At 46.3% G+C, this 18243-nt stretch carries 12 protein-coding genes and 1 CRISPR repeat array; of the genes, 3 read left to right on the top strand and 9 right to left on the bottom strand.

Features of this window, described 5'->3' with window-relative positions:
• Positions 1-64: 64 nt before the first annotated feature.
• From K300_RS0106460 to K300_RS0106480, 4 genes are all read right to left on the bottom strand, one after another.
• Positions 65-1123 (bottom strand): MBL fold metallo-hydrolase, encoded by a 1059-nt coding sequence (locus tag K300_RS0106460; protein ID WP_022850851.1) that lies wholly within the window; start codon positions 1121-1123, stop codon positions 65-67.
• A gap of 2 nt (positions 1124-1125) precedes the next feature.
• Complete coding sequence (locus K300_RS0106465; protein WP_022850852.1) at positions 1126-1860, bottom strand: GntR family transcriptional regulator; 735 nt, start codon at positions 1858-1860, stop codon at positions 1126-1128.
• A 264-nt stretch (positions 1861-2124) separates the two neighbouring features.
• The gene (locus K300_RS0106475; RefSeq protein ID WP_022850853.1) at positions 2125-3387 is read right to left on the bottom strand and encodes a PAS domain-containing protein; all 1263 of its coding nucleotides are present in this window, start codon (positions 3385-3387) and stop codon (positions 2125-2127) included.
• 155 nt (positions 3388-3542) lie between these two features.
• Positions 3543-5513, bottom strand: coding sequence for a PI-PLC domain-containing protein (locus tag K300_RS0106480; protein ID WP_162139862.1), 1971 nt, complete (start codon positions 5511-5513; stop codon positions 3543-3545).
• A 370-nt stretch (positions 5514-5883) separates the two neighbouring features.
• On the opposite strand from K300_RS0106480, the gene K300_RS0106485 reads away from it, so the two are divergent.
• The 3 genes from K300_RS0106485 to K300_RS0106495 all read left to right on the top strand — a co-directional run bounded on the left by K300_RS0106485 (position 5884) and on the right by K300_RS0106495 (position 9621).
• Complete coding sequence (locus K300_RS0106485) at positions 5884-7050, top strand: iron-containing alcohol dehydrogenase (RefSeq protein WP_022850855.1); 1167 nt, start codon at positions 5884-5886, stop codon at positions 7048-7050.
• A 292-nt stretch (positions 7051-7342) separates the two neighbouring features.
• Entirely contained in the window at positions 7343-8980 is a 1638-nt protein-coding gene (locus K300_RS0106490; protein ID WP_022850856.1) for a sensor histidine kinase, read from the top strand.
• 2 nt (positions 8981-8982) lie between these two features.
• Positions 8983-9621, top strand: coding sequence for a response regulator (locus K300_RS0106495; RefSeq protein ID WP_022850857.1), 639 nt, complete (start codon positions 8983-8985; stop codon positions 9619-9621).
• A 1035-nt stretch (positions 9622-10656) separates the two neighbouring features.
• On the opposite strand, the gene K300_RS14830 is transcribed toward K300_RS0106495, so the two are convergent.
• The 5 genes from K300_RS14830 to csy1 all read right to left on the bottom strand — a co-directional run bounded on the left by K300_RS14830 (position 10657) and on the right by csy1 (position 18201).
• Positions 10657-11622: an IS30 family transposase gene (locus tag K300_RS14830; RefSeq protein ID WP_022849865.1), complete on the bottom strand. Its 966-nt coding sequence runs from the start codon at positions 11620-11622 to the stop codon at positions 10657-10659.
• A gap of 183 nt (positions 11623-11805) precedes the next feature.
• A CRISPR array of direct repeats spans positions 11806-14114; the repeat unit is 28 nt; unit sequence TTTCTAAGCTACCTGTGCGGCAGTGAAC.
• A gap of 129 nt (positions 14115-14243) precedes the next feature.
• Complete coding sequence (cas6f, locus tag K300_RS0106505) at positions 14244-14810, bottom strand: type I-F CRISPR-associated endoribonuclease Cas6/Csy4 (protein WP_022850858.1); 567 nt, start codon at positions 14808-14810, stop codon at positions 14244-14246.
• A 3-nt stretch (positions 14811-14813) separates the two neighbouring features.
• Entirely contained in the window at positions 14814-15851 is a 1038-nt protein-coding gene (csy3, locus tag K300_RS0106510) for a type I-F CRISPR-associated protein Csy3 (RefSeq protein WP_022850859.1), read from the bottom strand.
• 18 nt (positions 15852-15869) lie between these two features.
• Entirely contained in the window at positions 15870-16844 is a 975-nt protein-coding gene (csy2, locus tag K300_RS0106515) for a type I-F CRISPR-associated protein Csy2 (protein WP_022850860.1), read from the bottom strand.
• Entirely contained in the window at positions 16837-18201 is a 1365-nt protein-coding gene (gene csy1, locus K300_RS0106520) for a type I-F CRISPR-associated protein Csy1 (protein ID WP_022850861.1), read from the bottom strand. The genes csy2 and csy1 overlap by 8 nt, the downstream gene beginning before the upstream one ends.
• Positions 18202-18243 lie beyond the last annotated feature (42 nt).

The following is an 18243-nucleotide window of genomic DNA, read 5'->3' on the forward strand; positions in this document are numbered from 1 at the left end:
CTGTTGTGTGAATAAGGGGTGCGCCCGCCTGCTGGGGCAGACGCACCGTATCGAAGAGCCGGGTTTAGAAGGTTACTGTGTCTCCGTTGGTGAGGAATACGTTGGATTCCTTCGCCACAGAGGACTGCTTGGGGTATGTTTTATAGGTGTTTGTACCCTTAACGATGGGAAGACCTGCCTTGGCCGCATTCTCCGCCCATATCCAGCCTGTGCAGTGGTTACAGCCCATCTTAACGGGCTCGAAGCGCTCGGCTCCTTTGATGATATCGTCGAACTTGGGATCCCAGTTCTCGAAGAGGGATATGTGGAGTCCGCCGTAGCATCCGTATATCTTCTCGCCACCTTTGATATTCCTTCTGGCAGTGCTGTAAAGGGTGAGAAGACCGGGGTGACAACAGCCGGTTACCGTTACGATACCCTTGTCCTTAACGTTTACATAGATAACGTTTTCTCCACGCACCCTGAGAAGGATCGGCACATCAAACTCCTTAACGGCCAGACCGGGCATAAGCTTGTACCACTCCTTCGGGTTCGTCTTAATGAGCTTACCCTTGAAGGGTACGTTGTTTTCACAACCAGCAACCTCATGCTTGCCGCCGTAGAGAAGCTTTTCATCCTCTTCGTACATTGTTTCGGGGCCGTACATGGTAATCTTGTCGTTATGCTTAAGGGTAGACTCGATTCCCCAGAAATGGTCAAGGTGCCAGTGGCTTAGAACCATGGTATCGATCTCGCCGGACTTGAGCATCTTGTCGATGCCGTGCCTTTCATATACGTAGTCCATCCATTCGTTGTTCCAGCCGGTATCGAGCAGGAGCTTGTTCACTGTGCCGTCGAGCTGTTCTATCTCAAGGAGTGCGGCATAGCCGCCGGAGTTTTCCCTGTCCCAGGGGATGGCGTACTGGTTTGTGCTGGCTCCGCCGTTGTCTACGATATCCTTTTTGAACTGGTCGTTGTTGAACCAGCTGGTTTCGCTGAGAACTGTTATCTTCAGGCTTTTACATTCGCCTATATCCTCTTTGCCTCTGGCCGCAAGTGCCTTTGAGGGTGAACCAAGAGTTGCCGCTGCGCCAAGCCCCACGGCCGATGCGCCAAGACCCTTAAGGAATGTCCTTCTTTTCATGCCTAACCTCCGTTAATATGCTTATGCTTGTTGAAAACGCCACCGAGAACCTCGCCCGGTGGGTGTTCAGTCCCTTTATCCTTCCTGTCCGGCAGCAGAAACATCTCTATGGCATCAAGATGCCTGCATACCGGATCTTCGATCCTTTCCGTTTTGTTTTTCATCGCTTTGACCAGAGAAGTGAATGTGCTGAAGAAACCGCTGTAATCTGTTTTTCTGGGTGAAGAGGCCTTTATCATCTCCTCAAACTGACACCCCGTAGAGACAAGAAACTTCTCAACGAACTCATTATCCGTACCCGAGGAGAGAAGGAGGTAGAACTCTTTATATGATTCGGCCAGCCCCTCCCTGCTGTTTTCAAGGGTTACTGTGGCGGCCTTTGTGAGGATGGCCTCGCAGGAGTAGATAACCTCTTCGGAGATATCTTCCATAAGACGGCTGAACATGCCGGGGAGTACAGCCTGCTGAAATGCGATGAAATCCGTACAGCGCTCTTTCATATCCTTGCCGGAGGCAAATTTTCCGAGAAGCTCCTTGGATTTTAATTTATAACCGCTTCTCGGTTTCAGTTCGAGAATACCGATACTGCTGAAGGAGTGCAGAACCTCACGCAGGGTATTCCTGCTTGTGCCCAGGATACCCTTCAATACACGCTCCGCCGGCAAACGTTGACCGTTGTTCATGTTTTCTTCGATGATATAGCGGGCGAGTTTCTGCTCTGTCTCCTTCCTTCTCATATTACACTCCTGCAACTAAATAGAACGCTATTTAATTTTAAGACTAATTAAGAGTATATGTGCAGGAGCATTTATGTCAAGATTATTTATCATATTTGCTGATAATGTGGCTAGTAAATACAAACTGGTCCAACCAGATGACTATTTTAGGACCATATCCAGAGCCAGTTATGAGCCTATAGAGAATATTTATATAATCAATTAAACGTGGTTCACGATTAGACAACGGCGTGTAAATAAGACCTTTTCTGTTTTAAAACGGTATTATCTTTTTGATTTGCGCCAGCACTTGGTGCCAACCTCAAAGGGCTTATAAAGTGCCTTATAGAAAGGAAGATTATCCGAATGATAGGCATTGGGTCTGGAGGAGCAGAGGATCATAACAGAACGAACCACACCCCTGATATAAAAGGCTTTTGCGAAGTATGACCGCACACCCTTCGGTATGAAAAGTGCCCAGTCGATGGACTTGATGCTGTCGAGGGTATCGTCCACAATGAGATGCTCCAGCCTGAAGTGGTTCATGTCCTGGGCGATGGTTCCAATATATGCGAAGCTTTCACCTTGCTTAAGGGTGGAGAAGATGTCACCAGCATGATAAACAACAACCTTGTTCTTCTTTGAATATACATCCGAGAAGATTATCGCCTCGTACCCCACCCCGTCTGGCTGGTTGTTCAGCATTACATCAAGGAATTCATCGGGGTCATCCAGGGACTTTATCCTTTGTGCAAGCTCCTCGGAATAACGGGCAAGCTCACTCTCCTCAACCTTCTGGTCCAGCGCACCATCCTTGAGAAAATCCTGTATATCTATGATTGAGAGGCGGATTATCCACCTGCCGTTGCAGTAGATAAGCCTGAACTTGGACTTGGCAGTAAACACCTCATCGGGCTTTCTCTTGTAATAAACCTGGCCGTTCCAGGAGCCTTTGGAGCTTACGCTTTCGAGTATATCATTGATATTATGAAAGGACTGGATCGAGAGGATATCCTCCATCTCCAGCTTTGTGACCTCTTCATGCTCGGTCTTAAAAACCATCCTCGCAGCACTGTTCGCCGAGAGGATCTTCTTCGTTTTAAAGTCTGCCAGCAGCACTGGGAAGTCGAACATCTCAATGGAGAACGAATCAAGTTCGTTCTTTTTTTCAGCATTAACAGCTTCTTCGATGGAATCATGAACGTCCAGGAGAACACCATAATAGTAGCCGCCGTTTGAAACTGCCGGAGAGCCAACGATCCTTAGCCAGCGCCATTCATCACTCCCCGAACTCACCCTGAAGGTGCAGCTGGCATCTCTGTTCTCTTTCATACAGGAGAGGAAACGTTCGAACTTCGCTTTATCGTCTTCGTGGATGAGCTTCTCACGGAGAATCGGATCCTTAAGGAACCTTCCAGTATCCACACCCAGAACCTCAAGCTCGGTATCGTTCAGGAAGGTTATCCGAGAACGCTTTAGCTCAAGCTCCCAGAAAAGGCCGCTGAATTTCTCCAGAAAACCTGCAAACTCATTCCACCTGTCTTCCATTGTGTCTCCTTTAATAAATAATATTGCAAGCATTCGTTTATATCAATGAATATATATACCACCTGCGAAAGACAACCCATCCTTAACGGTTTAAACAAAAAAGGAGCGGCATTTACACCACTCCATTGTATACTCAAACTCAAAAAAATCAGCCCTTACTCCGGCAAATGATCATAAACAGAGTTAAGAAATATCGAAGCACTCGCCGCTGTGCCCTCAATTGCATCAGCATAGATAACATTAGGGAAATACTTTTTAGTTATTCCGCCATCCTTCTTCCATTCGTTTATATACTCAAAGATTCTGGGTGTGGCCTTATAGGCAAGGTTCAATATGCTTGTATTCGGCATAACCGTACACCCCACAACGTCTTTGGTGCTGAGAGTTAAGGTCCAGGAGAGCAGGAAAAGCTTATCGCTTGAATGATTTTTAGAGTCCCTCATTTTATCGTACTGATTCTTCTGCATATGATGAAAATCTTCCGTGTTGGAAAAGTTGTCGGAGAGGTAATAGTCTGTACCGCCGCCGTACCCCCAGCTGAACACCCCTGCGTTTCTGTCCCTCGGTCCGCTTGTGAATACAAGTAAGATATTGCCGTGTTCAAGGATCTCGTTAAGGGTCATCTCCCGGATATCACAACCGTCGCACCTTATAACATATTCGGAAAGATCCTCCGCAAGGGAGTGGGCCAAGACCTCCAGCTGCTCATCGGAACAATCATAAAAATCCAGCCCCGGGTATGAACTACAGTGTGACACTTTCAGAATAACCAGCTCCTTGCTGTGGTCTTCATCCTCAAAGAAATTATTAAGTGTATCGACTATGGAGCCTCTGCACTCACCTTTACACCCCAAGGAGGCGCCGTTCACGTTTGTCGTATGGGCGGTGCACCATCTGTTGCCGTAATCGCTGTACTGAAGGGTCGGCCGAATATCGAAATAGCGTGCACCGTGATGGAGCTGATGCTCAATGTCCCCCAGCTGTGTAACAGTATTACACTCAAAGGCATCGTGGCAGTCGTGTCTATCGTCCGCATTCATCCCAGAATCATGGGAGCCTGGCATGGCAATCTGGGAGAGCTTTCTATCTCCGATGGTTTCATTAAGCCTCCCCATCCAGTTCTTTTTGTTGAAATAAAGTTCATCAAAACCCAAAGAAAGCAGGGAGTCATAGAAGTGTGCCCAGCTTCCGTGGTCTGTCTCCTCCTTCATATTTCCGTGGTGGGTCATATGCTGGATGAAGTAATGCTTATCTGTATTGTGCCCGACAAGGTAGTATCTCCCCTTGTATTCAAAGCTAGTTATCGATTTGTAGTAGTTATTCCATGTTCCGCTGTCGGTCTGGGCACCCATACTCCCCGTATGGGTAACGTGCTGGAGAAACCAGTCACCATGCCCTGTCCATCTCTTACGGTGACCGAATATATGGGTTCTGCCGCCGAGCCTGTACGCTGTAACAGTCGGCCAGTAATGTTCAAAGTAGCCGCTGTCCTTATTCCAGAGATGCCCCTTCGAATTAATACAGTCTATGGACCAAAAGTACCCCCTGCCATGCTCGTGATTATCATCCTGATGGTAAAGACACATCCTGTTTGAGACAGGAACCTGTGTCACCGCACCGTAATAATGGTGCCAGTGGCCGTTATCGGACTCGTGGGAGGCCAGCTTTCCATTTCCGTAAACCTCCTGAAGAAACCACCGGTTGTTATCATGCTCAGACTGGCCAAAGATAAACACCTTGCCGTCAACCTCAAGTGCCTTAAGGGTTTTATAGTATCTGGACCAACTGCCTCTATCCGTCTCTTTCCCAAGATCCCCTGAAGGAAGAACTCTTTGGATAAACCATGAATTGTCCTTCTCCTTATGCCCCATTATGTAGTAGCGGCCATCCAGTTCAAAGCTTGTCATAGGGTGCCATTTATGGTGCTTATCCCATGAGCCTTTCGTTAACTCAAGACCCATGCCCGTTGTGATATGCTGATTGAAAAACATGTTATCATCACTGCTGTATCCGAAAAGTGACGCCATTGACATTTCAGGGCCAGATAGCTCGTCCACACCCACAACAACGGGCTCAACCTCTGAGTCCTGCGTAATATCATCAATGGAAGCGCCGCATGATGCCATAATGAATGCAGAACAGTATATAAACAACAATCTAATACATTTAGTCATAACAGTCCCCCACTGCCCATATAGGTCATATGTGCATATATATGACAATTATAACCCAACTTTTCTAAATATTCACAAGACAACAAGCCTTCGAGCCCCATGCTGAGTCGATGCTTAACGTAATTAACTGGTAAACTGAGAACTTGGTCAGAAAAACAAACCAAATTAGCCATAGATAATGTGATATAATGTATAGCTAAGCACAAAAGCCTGCTTAAAGGACTGAGTGCTGTAAAATGATATAATTCTTACACTCGCTCACCTTTGCATAGCTTTTATATTCTGATAGGCTGAAAAATCATAACATCAATGAGAGGTAAAAATGCTTAACTTCAGTTTCTACAACCCGACACAGATTGTTTTTGGAAAAGGACAGACCGAAAAGCTCGATGGTCTTGTTCCTAAAAATGCAAATATACTCATAACCATAGGCGGCGGAAGCGTTAAAAAGAACGGCGTGCTGGACAAGGTTCAGGAGGAGCTTGCCAAGTCCGATAGAAACGTTTTCCTCTTCGAAGGGATCGAGCCCAACCCTAAGTTCGACACCCTCATGAAAGCCGTTGAGATTGTCCGCAAGGAGAAAATCGACTTCCTCCTCGCAGTTGGCGGCGGTTCGGTAATGGATGGCACGAAGTTCATCGCCCTTGCGGCAAACAACTACGTAGGCGAAGAGAAGAAGATCCTCAGCTTCGGTTTTAAGGGTGTTCCCGCTGAGAGTGCGCTCCCCCTCGGAACCGTTGTCACACTCCCCGCTACCGGTTCAGAGATGAACATGGGCGCAGTTGTGAGCGACGGCGAAGACAAGCTGCCCGTAATGAGCCCTCTCAACTACCCCAGGTTCTCCATACTCGATCCCGAGTTCACCTTCACACTCCCCGCAACACAGGTGGCAAACGGTATTGTGGACAGCTTTGTACACGTCATAGAGCAGTACATGACCTACCCCGCCGAGGGAAGGTTTCAGGATAGAACAGCAGAAGGGATCCTCCAGACACTCATCGAGATCGGCAGGAAGACCATGGACAACCCCGAGGACTACGACGCAAGGGCAAACCTCGTATGGTGTTCCACCATGGCGCTCAACGGTCTCATCGGCGCAGGCGTTCCCGGCGACTACACAACCCACATGATCGGCCATGAGCTGACAGCTCTCTATGGAATAGACCATGCAAAAACCCTCGCCGTTGTTATGCCCGCACTCTGGAAGGTGAAGAAACAGGATAAGGGTGAAAAGCTTCTCCAGTACGCAGAAAGGGTATGGAACATAACCGAAGGCTCCGACGATGAGAAGATCGACAAGGCTATCCAGAAAACAGAGGAATTCTTCCACAGCCTCGACATACCCACGGATCTTTCAAGCTACGATCTCGGCGATGAGGATATCGACAAAATAATCGCAAACCTTGAAAAGCACGGCATGACAGCCCTTTCCGAAAGGGGAGATGTCACCCCCGAGGTATCAAGGAAGATACTGCAGACGGCAAAGTAAAGATAACAGCGCATCAATATAATCAACCCGCACGCCTTCACAGGTGTGCGGGTTATTTTTTGACATTTCCTGAGAATATGTCTACATTTATAAAATCTTTCACACTTAACTGTTGCATAAAGGCATCTCGGCACCGTTCAATAAGTAAACAAACTCAAAGGGCTCCCTTTTCGGGGGTCCTTTTTTTGGACACTCTCTCGCTTATGTTATTCTAAACATGACAAAAAGCCGGGCTATATGATATAAGTAAAAAACGGCCAATTTGCCAATACAGCAATACTGGATGTTAGATATGCCCCCTTTATACGGCCTCAAGCTAGACTTAACCTCCATCCCTGTCCTCTTCATCTTCGCACTAGCACTGTATATAGCTGTCATAACACTAAAATACCACAAAGAGCCCGTATACCGATTCTTCGGGCTATACATGCTCAGCATGCTTGTCTATGTCACCGGATACCTATTCCAGACGATGTCCGTCACCATTGAGATGAAGGTTTTCTGGGCCAACATAAAGGTCTCTGGGATGTGCATAGTCCCCGCAACCTGGCTGGCGGCAAGCTACATGATAACCCAGCGCAGACTACCCCCCATGTGGCTGGGCGTTTTCTCCATAATCGGTGCTGTAGTTAACCTTTATATGGTATGGGGGAGCCTGAACCACTACTTCAGGACCGGAGCAGAACTCCACACACTCTCCTACGGCGTAACCATTATGAAACCGGAGCTTGGCATCTGGTTTTTTACAGGTTACCTCGGCTATATCTATCTGCTGATATTCATAACTATGATTCTTTATCTATACGAGGCTGTACAGTCCTCCGGGTCAAAGCGTTTTATGCATCTTACACAGCTTGTGGCCATTATCATTGCAGTTGTGGGTGGTCTCCCCTTTGTAACAGGGCAGACCCATATGGATATTTTTGCCTATACAATCGTTCTTACCTCTGTCATCCACTACTTTCTTATCCACCGTTTCGGCTTTCTGGATATAACAAAGCTCGCCAAGGATGCAGTTGTGAACCATATCGATGCAGGTGTGCTTGTTTTCGACAGGCTAGGCAGGTTTGTTGAATCAAACCGGAAGGCCAGCGACTTCATAAAAAACGAGAAGCCTACGCTTAAGGGTTTCCTCAATTCACTGAATCTGGAGATGGAAGAGGTATTTTCATTTTTCGAACGTTCGGTTTCTAAATATGTGGAGCTCGGCTCGGCGGTATATTCGCTCAGTCTGTACATCTTCACCGATGATGAAAGCAACACTGCCGGCTATATGCTTTATATATCTGATATAACCGCCCACACTCGTTACCTGAAGATGCAGGATGACATCCACAAGATTGAAGAAAAGAAGGTTCTTATCAGCGATATCCACGACGGTATCGGTGGGAGTATATCCGTAATCAGTGCTATCTCTGCACCACCCTTCGGCGATCAGGAGTCAATGAAGGTTTCGCTCAGCAACATCAATAGTATAGCTACAGAAACAAGCCGAGAGATAAGGCTTATGTTGAACTCCTACGACAGAGATGAACCCACAATGAATGAGCTTACAGGGGATCTCAGGCACATCGGAAACATCTTCACAGAAGGCACAGGAATCGACTTTACTCACACAGAGGATATAAATGAGCATGGCGAAACATCCGTAAGCTTTATAGTTTATATAAACGTGATAAGACTTTTTAAAGAAAGCGTGGTGAACAGTGTTAAACATTCGGAAGCGGCTGCAATTGAATCCTTTATTGCTTTCGACGGAAATGATATAAAACTGGTTATCAAAGATAATGGTAAAGGCTTTAGTTCAGACAATAAGAGAGGCCGGGGAATTAAGAACATGATCAAGAGGATAGAAGGCCTTGGCGGCGATATTAGTATTTCATCAGAGAAAGGAACCTCAATAAATGTACAGATCTCATCGGGGCTATAAAAATGGCAAATGAAAAGATACGGGTTCTGCTCGTGGAAGATGACGAAAACTACGCTGAGGTTATGCGTGTTATCTACAACGCCTCCGACGAATACGAACTGGTGGGCGTTGCATCATCCCACGAAGAGTTTTGCAAAATCACAGATAAAAAGGATATTGATATCGCCGTTGTGGACCTTGAGCTCGGCGAAGAACTCAGTGGTCTGGACGTCGTTAAAACATGTACAGAGAAACAGCCCGAAGCACTTATCCTTGTTAATACTGTCCACGAAGACAGTCGAGTCCTGTTCGATGCACTCCGTGCGGGCGCCAGAGGCTACATCCTAAAGGGCTCATCACCCGTTGAGCTGTTTGAGCACCTCAAAAAACTGTACAACGGCGAAGTGCCCATGAGCCCCAAAATCGCAAGACGTGTACTGCAGTTCTTTCGAGAAGGGGACGACAACAGCGGACTGCTCACAGACAGAGAAAAAACCGTCCTCGAATACGCCGATAAAGGGTATACCTATAACCAAACAGCCGAAATGATGGGAATCAGCCGCTATACAGTACACACCCACTACAAGAACATATACTCAAAACTGCATGTGAAATCCAAGAAAGGCGCCATAAAAAAAGCCAAAGATATGACGATTATATAATAAAGGTTTTTTTGGAATTATGATTTTCCCAGATTAATTCGCCAGAGGCATGCTGTCACGTGCCCGGTGCGAGCAAAACAACGTGCCCCGTGTGAACCTATTTTGCCAGCAATCATAACTCACGACACTATGATATTGCGTCCACGTCCCTTTCGTTTCTTCCCCGAATGTTTTTAAGCCGAGCAAGTGCTTACTTTTCCGCCCGGAATATTTCCCGCACGATAACTAGTGCTGAATGTATGAATAATGGCTTCGGTTATCTGTGATAAGTTAATAACCTCCTCAGAATCAGGAAATATTCAGGAAAAGGAAGTGCGAAGCGAGGGAACCGTTATCAGTTATCAGTATTTTATTAAAATGCTGATAACAATGACGGATTAAAAACCCTGAGGGAATAGTTTTGCATACTTTTCTAAAAAGTATGTGGCGCATAAGCGCAAGACAAATAAGTTTGTGCCTAATTTAGTATTATAGTATGAAAGGAAAAGAACGCAGGGAACTTTTTAGGGAACAAAGTTCCCCGCACCCCTCAAAAACCCTTTTTGTGAGCAATTTTAAGGTTGATACATAAAAGGCTTCCAAGGATGGAAGCCCTGAAGGTGGAGTTAAATTGAATTCTATTCAATTTATGTAGCCGGAAGTACGAGAGGGCAAAGTTTCTTTGCCCGAACAACAATGGAATTTCCATGAATGGTAAATTCCATAAATAAAATAAAGACTAAGGGGAAATTTTTAGGGAAAACTTTCCCCTTAGAATCCCCTTAAAAACCCATTTTGGGAGCAGTTTTAAGGTTGATGCATAAAAGGCTTCCAAGGATGGAAGCCCTGAAGGCGGAGTTAAATTGAATTTTATTCAATTTATGTAGCCGGAAGTACGAGAGGGTAAGGTCTCCTTGCCCGAACAACAATGGAATTTCCATGGATGGTAAATTCCATAGATAAAATCAGACCAGGGAAATTCTCAGGATCACGAATTTCCCTGGTTAATTCAGTGGATATTTTTATGTAAAAAGTTCCCCTGAAACCCCCCTGAATTCAACTAGCAAGTGCAACGGGGTCTATAGAGAATAGTATCTGGTTAGGAGTTTTATATCCAGTTGCTTTTCTTGGTCTGTTGTTTAGTTTCTGCATAATATTCTGAATCTCTATATCATCAACACTTTCAAGCATCCTACTCTTTGGTACATACTGCCTAATGAGTCCGTTTGTATTTTCGTTTATTCCGCGTTCCCACGAAGCATATGGATGAGCAAAGTAGAATTCAGCCCCTAGTATCTCAGATATTTCGGCATGTCCTGCAAACTCTTTCCCGTTATCGGAAGTGATTGTATGGACTAGGTGTGATATCGGTTTCAACATTTCTATAACCGCTTTTGTCACCAGTACAGCAGTCTTTCTTTCTACCTTGCGTATAAGTGTCAGATAAGACTTCCGCTCAATAAGAGAAACAATCGCCTGCTTGTTCCCTTTTCCTATAACTGTATCCACTTCCCAGTCTCCGAATCTCGCTTTCTCTTCTACAATACTTGGACGCTGCTCAATGCTTAACTTGCCATGTATCTCTCCTCTGCGTTCATAAACACCATATCGCTTCCTGCGTTTTCTTCGGCAACGCAGGTGAGTATAAAGTGTTCCACCATGACTTTTATCTTCAAGAATGTGCTGGTAGATACGCTCATGACTTACGTTTATTCCATAATTTTGATTTAGCCAATTGCTCACCTGCTCAGGGCTCCAGTCTTCACGCAGAAGACGTTCAACAAAATACCATTCAGTTTGTGCAATCCGTCTTGGGACCTTGTCCATTCTTCGTTCAATAGCTTTGCGATGAGCTTGCTTTGGGCGATAACCACGACCTCCTGTGTTTCTGCGTAACTCTCGGCTGATGGTAGATTTATGTACTTTAAGCAAATCAGCTATGTCCGTCTGAGAATGTCCGGTTTTCCTCAGCACATAAATCTGGTACCTTTGTTCACGGGTCAGGTGTGTATAGTTCTTCATTCGGTGCTCCTTTGACGTGGTGGTTAAAGAGCTACGATGCTAACGCACCTGACCTCTTTTGACCACTACTTAAAAGTTGCACTTAATTATTGAATCCAGGCCCTTAAAAACAAATCTTGATAATGAAAATACTGCCTGTGCGGCAGTGAACAAATGCTAGATACACATTATGATGGTGTATTTTTTCTAAGCTGCCTGTGCGGCAGTGAACACAAAGACATATTTAGTCGCAAGCTCGATTTCTTTCTAAGCTGCCTGTGCGGCAGTGAACGAGGATAAACACCTTCATATACTTTTCGATATTTTCTAAGCTACCTGTGCGGCAGTGAACCGACCGTCAAAGTCGAAATAACAGATGATACATTTCTAAGCTACCTGTGCGGCAGTGAACATGATGTCATACGGCACTGGGCGTACGGGGTGTTTTCTAAGCTACCTGTGCGGCAGTGAACTAATATCTATGGGCGGAGTAGTAGCATTGTCTTTTCTAAGCTACCTGTGCGGCAGTGAACCGTTTGCCGTTTTTGCCTTGATAAATATGTGGTTTCTAAGCTACCTGTGCGGCAGTGAACCGAGATCAGCACACCAAAGATCAGCGTGCCAGTTTCTAAGCTACCTGTGCGGCAGTGAACTCAGGTGCTACAAAATCGGTCGGTGCTGGTAATTTCTAAGCTACCTGTGCGGCAGTGAACCAAATTCCAAGAATTTGTCATCAAACATATCCTTTCTAAGCTACCTGTGCGGCAGTGAACGAAAAGCGAGGGTGGGAAGAAAGCTAATCTCATTTCTAAGCTACCTGTGCGGCAGTGAACTGTTATTATACCCAGAACGTTGTCCTTCCCGTTTTCTAAGCTACCTGTGCGGCAGTGAACCTTCAAAAAACTTTGCTAGGCTTGTTGACATTTTTCTAAGCTACCTGTGCGGCAGTGAACGAGAAAGCAAGCCGAACCCGCTTGCTCAAGCGTTTCTAAGCTACCTGTGCGGCAGTGAACTCATTATAAACTCACCGGCTACACAAGTATCTTTTCTAAGCTACCTGTGCGGCAGTGAACGCTATATTGTAAAAGCTATGGTTTCATATACATTTCTAAGCTACCTGTGCGGCAGTGAACTTACGTTGTAACTATTAATAACACCTATCAGATTTCTAAGCTACCTGTGCGGCAGTGAACTGTTTTAGAAAGCGGTCAAATCTTTTGCGAAGTTTCTAAGCTACCTGTGCGGCAGTGAACTGCGGATAGGTTCGTTGAAGTAAGTTCCGGTGTTTCTAAGCTACCTGTGCGGCAGTGAACCGTATCCCTTGTTACAACCCTTTGCTATTAAGTTTCTAAGCTACCTGTGCGGCAGTGAACAGGACCGGAGCTGGAAGGATAGGACCGGAGCTTTTCTAAGCTACCTGTGCGGCAGTGAACGCCCCTGCGGGGCGGGGCGGGCGCAAAACAAATTTCTAAGCTACCTGTGCGGCAGTGAACAGCTCCGGATTTTGTTGCGAGTGCGACGATATTTTCTAAGCTACCTGTGCGGCAGTGAACAAGCCTCTTCAATCTCCCAGTAAGCCCCTTTCTTTCTAAGCTACCTGTGCGGCAGTGAACTCGCTGTAATCACTGAAAACAACACCACAGCATTTCTAAGCTACCTGTGCGGCAGTGAACTATTAGAGATCGCATCTTTTTTACGGTGGAATTTTCTAAGCTACCTGTGCGGCAGTGAACGACATCCCGATCAAGCTTTTCCCTGTGCCGGTTTTCTAAGCTACCTGTGCGGCAGTGAACGGCACGCCGATCTCAAAGGCGCTGATCTAAGATTTCTAAGCTACCTGTGCGGCAGTGAACACTAATAGTGAAGAACGCTTTATTGAATATGATTTCTAAGCTACCTGTGCGGCAGTGAACCCCTTCAGCTTTAAGCCGCCCGGCGGTCTTGCTTTCTAAGCTACCTGTGCGGCAGTGAACTTGAAAAAACTCTTGAAGGGGAGCTTGATAACTTTCTAAGCTACCTGTGCGGCAGTGAACCTCGTCTAATGTCCTTGCCTGGCTGTCAAAGATTTCTAAGCTACCTGTGCGGCAGTGAACAGAACACGACCACCAGGCAACAATCTTCCAGTTTTCTAAGCTACCTGTGCGGCAGTGAACTTTTGTCCTGATATACTTCTTCCCACCCTCAATTTCTAAGCTACCTGTGCGGCAGTGAACTGGTATCACAAGATATGGGCGCAGTGCGCTTCTTTCTAAGCTACCTGTGCGGCAGTGAACTAGCACTCGTACAGCAAAAGCATCTGCCTGCCTTTCTAAGCTACCTGTGCGGCAGTGAACCTAGGCATCATCCACCCCCGGAAGATTCATCTTTTCTAAGCTACCTGTGCGGCAGTGAACCGTACCATGAAGGGCCGCCGTCCTTCTGCGCATTTCTAAGCTACCTGTGCGGCAGTGAACTGCGTAAGCTGTACGAGGGCTGATGCGGTCCATTTCTAAGCTACCTGTGCGGCAGTGAACAGTTCCCAAAATCGGGCAAACCTATACTACCTATACCATATCTAATATTTAGTTGCAAAAACCCTTTTTTTTTCAGGGTTCCCTAAATCACTGATAGGGAACCCTTTAAAAAATGCTCTGAAAAAAGGGTTAGAAAAGGGGTACTGTGCCCCCTTTACTTAAGCCATACTTATTAAAGCCCCCCTCGCCGGGTTCATTAACACGCTTCTGCTGGATAAAGAGGCGAAAACTGTGCTCTGTGCTCCCGCTTTTTACATTGATAAAGGGCTTTCTTGTCCTTTTCTCTGCTGAATCGGGGTATTTTTCTCTAGCTTCTTCTTCGGTATAGCCGTGGCGTTTCATCTGTCTGCGGCGGACTCGCTCCATACTGCTCTTAACTTGAACCCTGCGCACAGCAACATGCTCCGCACCGGAGGGGACAGATTTCACCATCCCTGCCTGAACGTAGTCACGCATGCCACCCAGCCAGCCTGTCTCCATGAACCTTTTAAGGCTCATCTCTTCCCCGTGGACACGAATGACATCGCCAAGGGGTGAGCCTGTGTCCTTCACACCTTCCTTAGGAAAGCTGACGGCAAGCTCGGGGCTGTCCTCCTGAACCAAGGCCTTATGAAACCTTGAGAAAACCTTGTTAAGAACCACCGGAACAGTTACCTCCGAAGGAGGCACCGCCTTTATATCAACATAGTGGGTCATGGCTTACTTCTCCTTTCCTTTTCCAAAAACTCCGCCTCGAACAAAAACTGCCATAATGTAATGCTGCTGTTCTTCTTCGGGCTTTTTGTCCTTCTCCATCCAGTTATCAAGGAGGTTATAGAAATCCTTCTTACCTATCTTAGGTTGACGGAAAGCCTTGCCCATGGATGTAACAGAGCCATAGGGCTCAACGGCGATGGGTCCCTGCTCGAGCTCATCCGCCTCCGGATACCATGTATCTATGGTGCGGATTGCATTGCCTATCTTCTGAGAGTGCATGGCGGCGGTTTCCTCTACAGTATAAAGAAGTTTGCTCTTTGTTCCCTTTACATTAGATTTATCCAGGGAAAGTTCCTGGGAAGGAAAAACCTCCTGCCCTCTACCGAAACGGGAGTAGGCAGTTATATCGAGGAGAACATAGTTGTCCTCGCTGGTGAGACCTTCTTCTATTGTCTTTACAAGCGCCTTGAAGTCCTCGCTTTTGTTATCGCCAAAACGCTTCAAGGAGAACTTGTGGGCATCGAAAACCCATTTTTCGACAGCTTCACCCTTTTTGATTCTGGAGACATGGATCTCGGCATCCTCAACACCTATCCTGTTTCTCCAGAGAAACCTGCCGTTTGCGATATTCTGGGCGTACCTTTCCGCGAGTATCCCAAAACCGTGTTCAGTATTATACTCATCAACAATATCTTTAAGCTTTGCCATGTAGCCGTAATCGTTACATGCTGAAGGTTTGCCTGTTCCGCCAAGGACCCTGAGGGTAAAGTTAATCTTGAGCGTATCCGCAGTATCGGGGAGTGCGGCAATATCCACTGTCTGCAGGTTCGGGCTTTGCACAGCGGCATCCATCTTCGCAGGGTCCTGCTTACTCGTCTTCATCCAGTTTGAGATTGTTCCACGAACAGCCTTTTCACGAACGGGGATGGTCTCCCACCCTTCTTTTCCTCTGTTTTCCCAGTTTCCTGCATAGAAAAGTCCATCTGATACATCCAGTTTCCTGTCAAACGCCAATACTGTCGGTGTCTTTACATTACTCATAATTATTTCTCCTTAATTTTATTTATTTTTTTGTTTACAAAGATATGTCCCTATTTCGGGATCGGATTCGTAGTACCACATGAGATCCTCGGCATTCCTGAGCTTTAAGGGATTGAGCCATTCGCCCATGGAATAGGCCGCCTCCACAAACCGGAAGGGAACCTCATTATCACGGGCATTCTTGACCACACCCGGCTCATAGAGCTCGGATATGGGTAGGAAGCCCACCGGGATAGGAACAAGCCAGCCGGGGCGTTCTCTGCGGAATCCCCACGTAACATTGAAATCCTTATCCTCGTTCTCTGCTTTCTTATCCTCATATTCCTCCGGCGACATTTCCGGCTCAACCTTCACTGCACAGAGATCCAGAAGTGCATCAAGGGCTGTTGAATCAGGGTTCTCAACACGCATCTCCTTGAGCCTTTCGCTGAGAATATCTCCCCTTTCTACAAGGACAAAGCCAGGGATAAGCCTGCGTTTCAGCCTAGCAATCTGCTCTTTTCTCTCATCATCAATATCAGAAAGAGGGCTGGCATAGGGTTTAGGGTCCTCTTTTCTCCGTGGCAGAACGGAACCTCCGGCTATTCGCATAGACTGAGAAGCTTCCAGAACCTTCTCTGCCAGTTCCTTAAGTCCTGCTTCGGTAGTATCAGCAGTCCAAACGCCTATAACGAGTGTTACATCAAGGTGAATACGCCCCTCCTCCAGAGTACTGGAGGGGTCTCCATTACTATCGTAGGGGTTACGGGTTATCTTAAGCTGATGCGGAACATAGGGAACAGGCTGATAAACCTGCGCCTCATAATCGTGGCAGACTATACCCACACCATCGAAGGAGGTTTCGGCACCGCCGAGCTTCCTATGCAGTGCATGGACAAAGCCAAGAAAGTTGCTCACAGCAGGGAATCCCCATGAGTAGGGACCTGAGATCATATTCGCATTCTGTATGCGAACATGGGGCAGAGTTACGAGTGTATTGGGCTTTTTACTCATTATCAAACCCCCTAGCCAGATCCTTCAGTACTTCGGCAGCCTCTTTGCGAACCTGAACGATGTCTTCATCTCCCAGAGGTTTCTCATACTTAGCCTTCTTAGCCTCTTTATCGAAGGTTCTTGTGAACCACTTCACATAGGCCGTAGCCACATCCTCTACCCAGTCGATATTCTGATATTCCTCATCCAGGTTACCCACTTCCATGCCGGAATCGAGCCACAACCTGAAAGACTGGTTCAATCGGCAGTTTTCATCATTGCTCCAACCAGGCTCGAGTTGTCGCATCTCAAAGGTGAAAAGGGTCAGTTCGTCCAGTAGAGCCTCTCTATATTTGCTGCTCATTTCTCTAATCTCGAGGTTTGTACGATCTTCATACCTTTTCAATATGCGCAGGTATCCCTTAAACTGGCTCCAGACATCTTTCCTTTTGGAAAAAACCTTCTCAATGGGGTCTTCGATATACAGAATCGGCTTTGTATCTTTTGATACCCACTTTGGCGGGAGTGAGGGCAACAGATACCCTTGCCCACCACGCTGGCTGTTAAGCTGACTGGCGTTCTGCGGCTTTGAGCCACCAACCCCCTGCAAAGCAAGATCAGGGTAGTAACGGTATCCGCAACTGTGTGGTTTATTTTTAGATTTCAGATCCCTAATCTCCTTAATTTCTTTGGAGAACCTGATATCACTCATACATCTGTGCACATAATGAACAACTACAGAAGGATACAGGGGCGTTAGGAGATGGTATGAATAACCCACAGGGAAGTACAGCTGTTTCAGCAGAGTGTCCGCATAGGGTTCACCTATGTTGAGAGCTTGATAGAATGCTTTATAAAGCTCCTCTGACTTTTCTGGATCATCTGATAATGCATTAAGCAATTCAGGATCTTTTCGCATAAAAAGCTCATATATTGGAACTCCATTAACTGTGGATCTATAAAGTGGAAATGTTCCAAGATAAGCAGCGTTTCCCATACAATCCAAAGGTTTTTCATTCAGTGAATGTGTCCCTACAAGCTCGTCTGAGCTATATAGAGGGTTCTGTAAAAACACACCTGTGGCTTTAGCATCTTTGTGAGTGTATTTAGGCGCATGAGTAACAAGTCTTAAGGATGAAAGTCTATCCGGCTCAACTCCTTTAGCCGCATTTTCAAGCCAGTTTTCGAGGGTAAATTTCTCATTGATCTTATCGATCTTCTCCAGGATCTTCACCCTCTTCTCAAAATCATCTTCACTTTCTAGCTTTTTTTTCTCAGGTTTTAGTTCTTTTTCCTTCTTTTCTAGAAGAAAGGCCTCTATGACACCACTAACGGTCTCATCTTTGGGCAAACTATCCTTATCCGGGTCGTCTCGCATAAGCGCCTCCTTATTTTAATTCACAACAAGACTAACACATAA

The sequence above is a fragment of the Limisalsivibrio acetivorans genome (assembly GCF_000421105.1).
Taxonomy (GTDB): domain Bacteria; phylum Chrysiogenota; class Deferribacteres; order Deferribacterales; family Geovibrionaceae; genus Limisalsivibrio; species Limisalsivibrio acetivorans.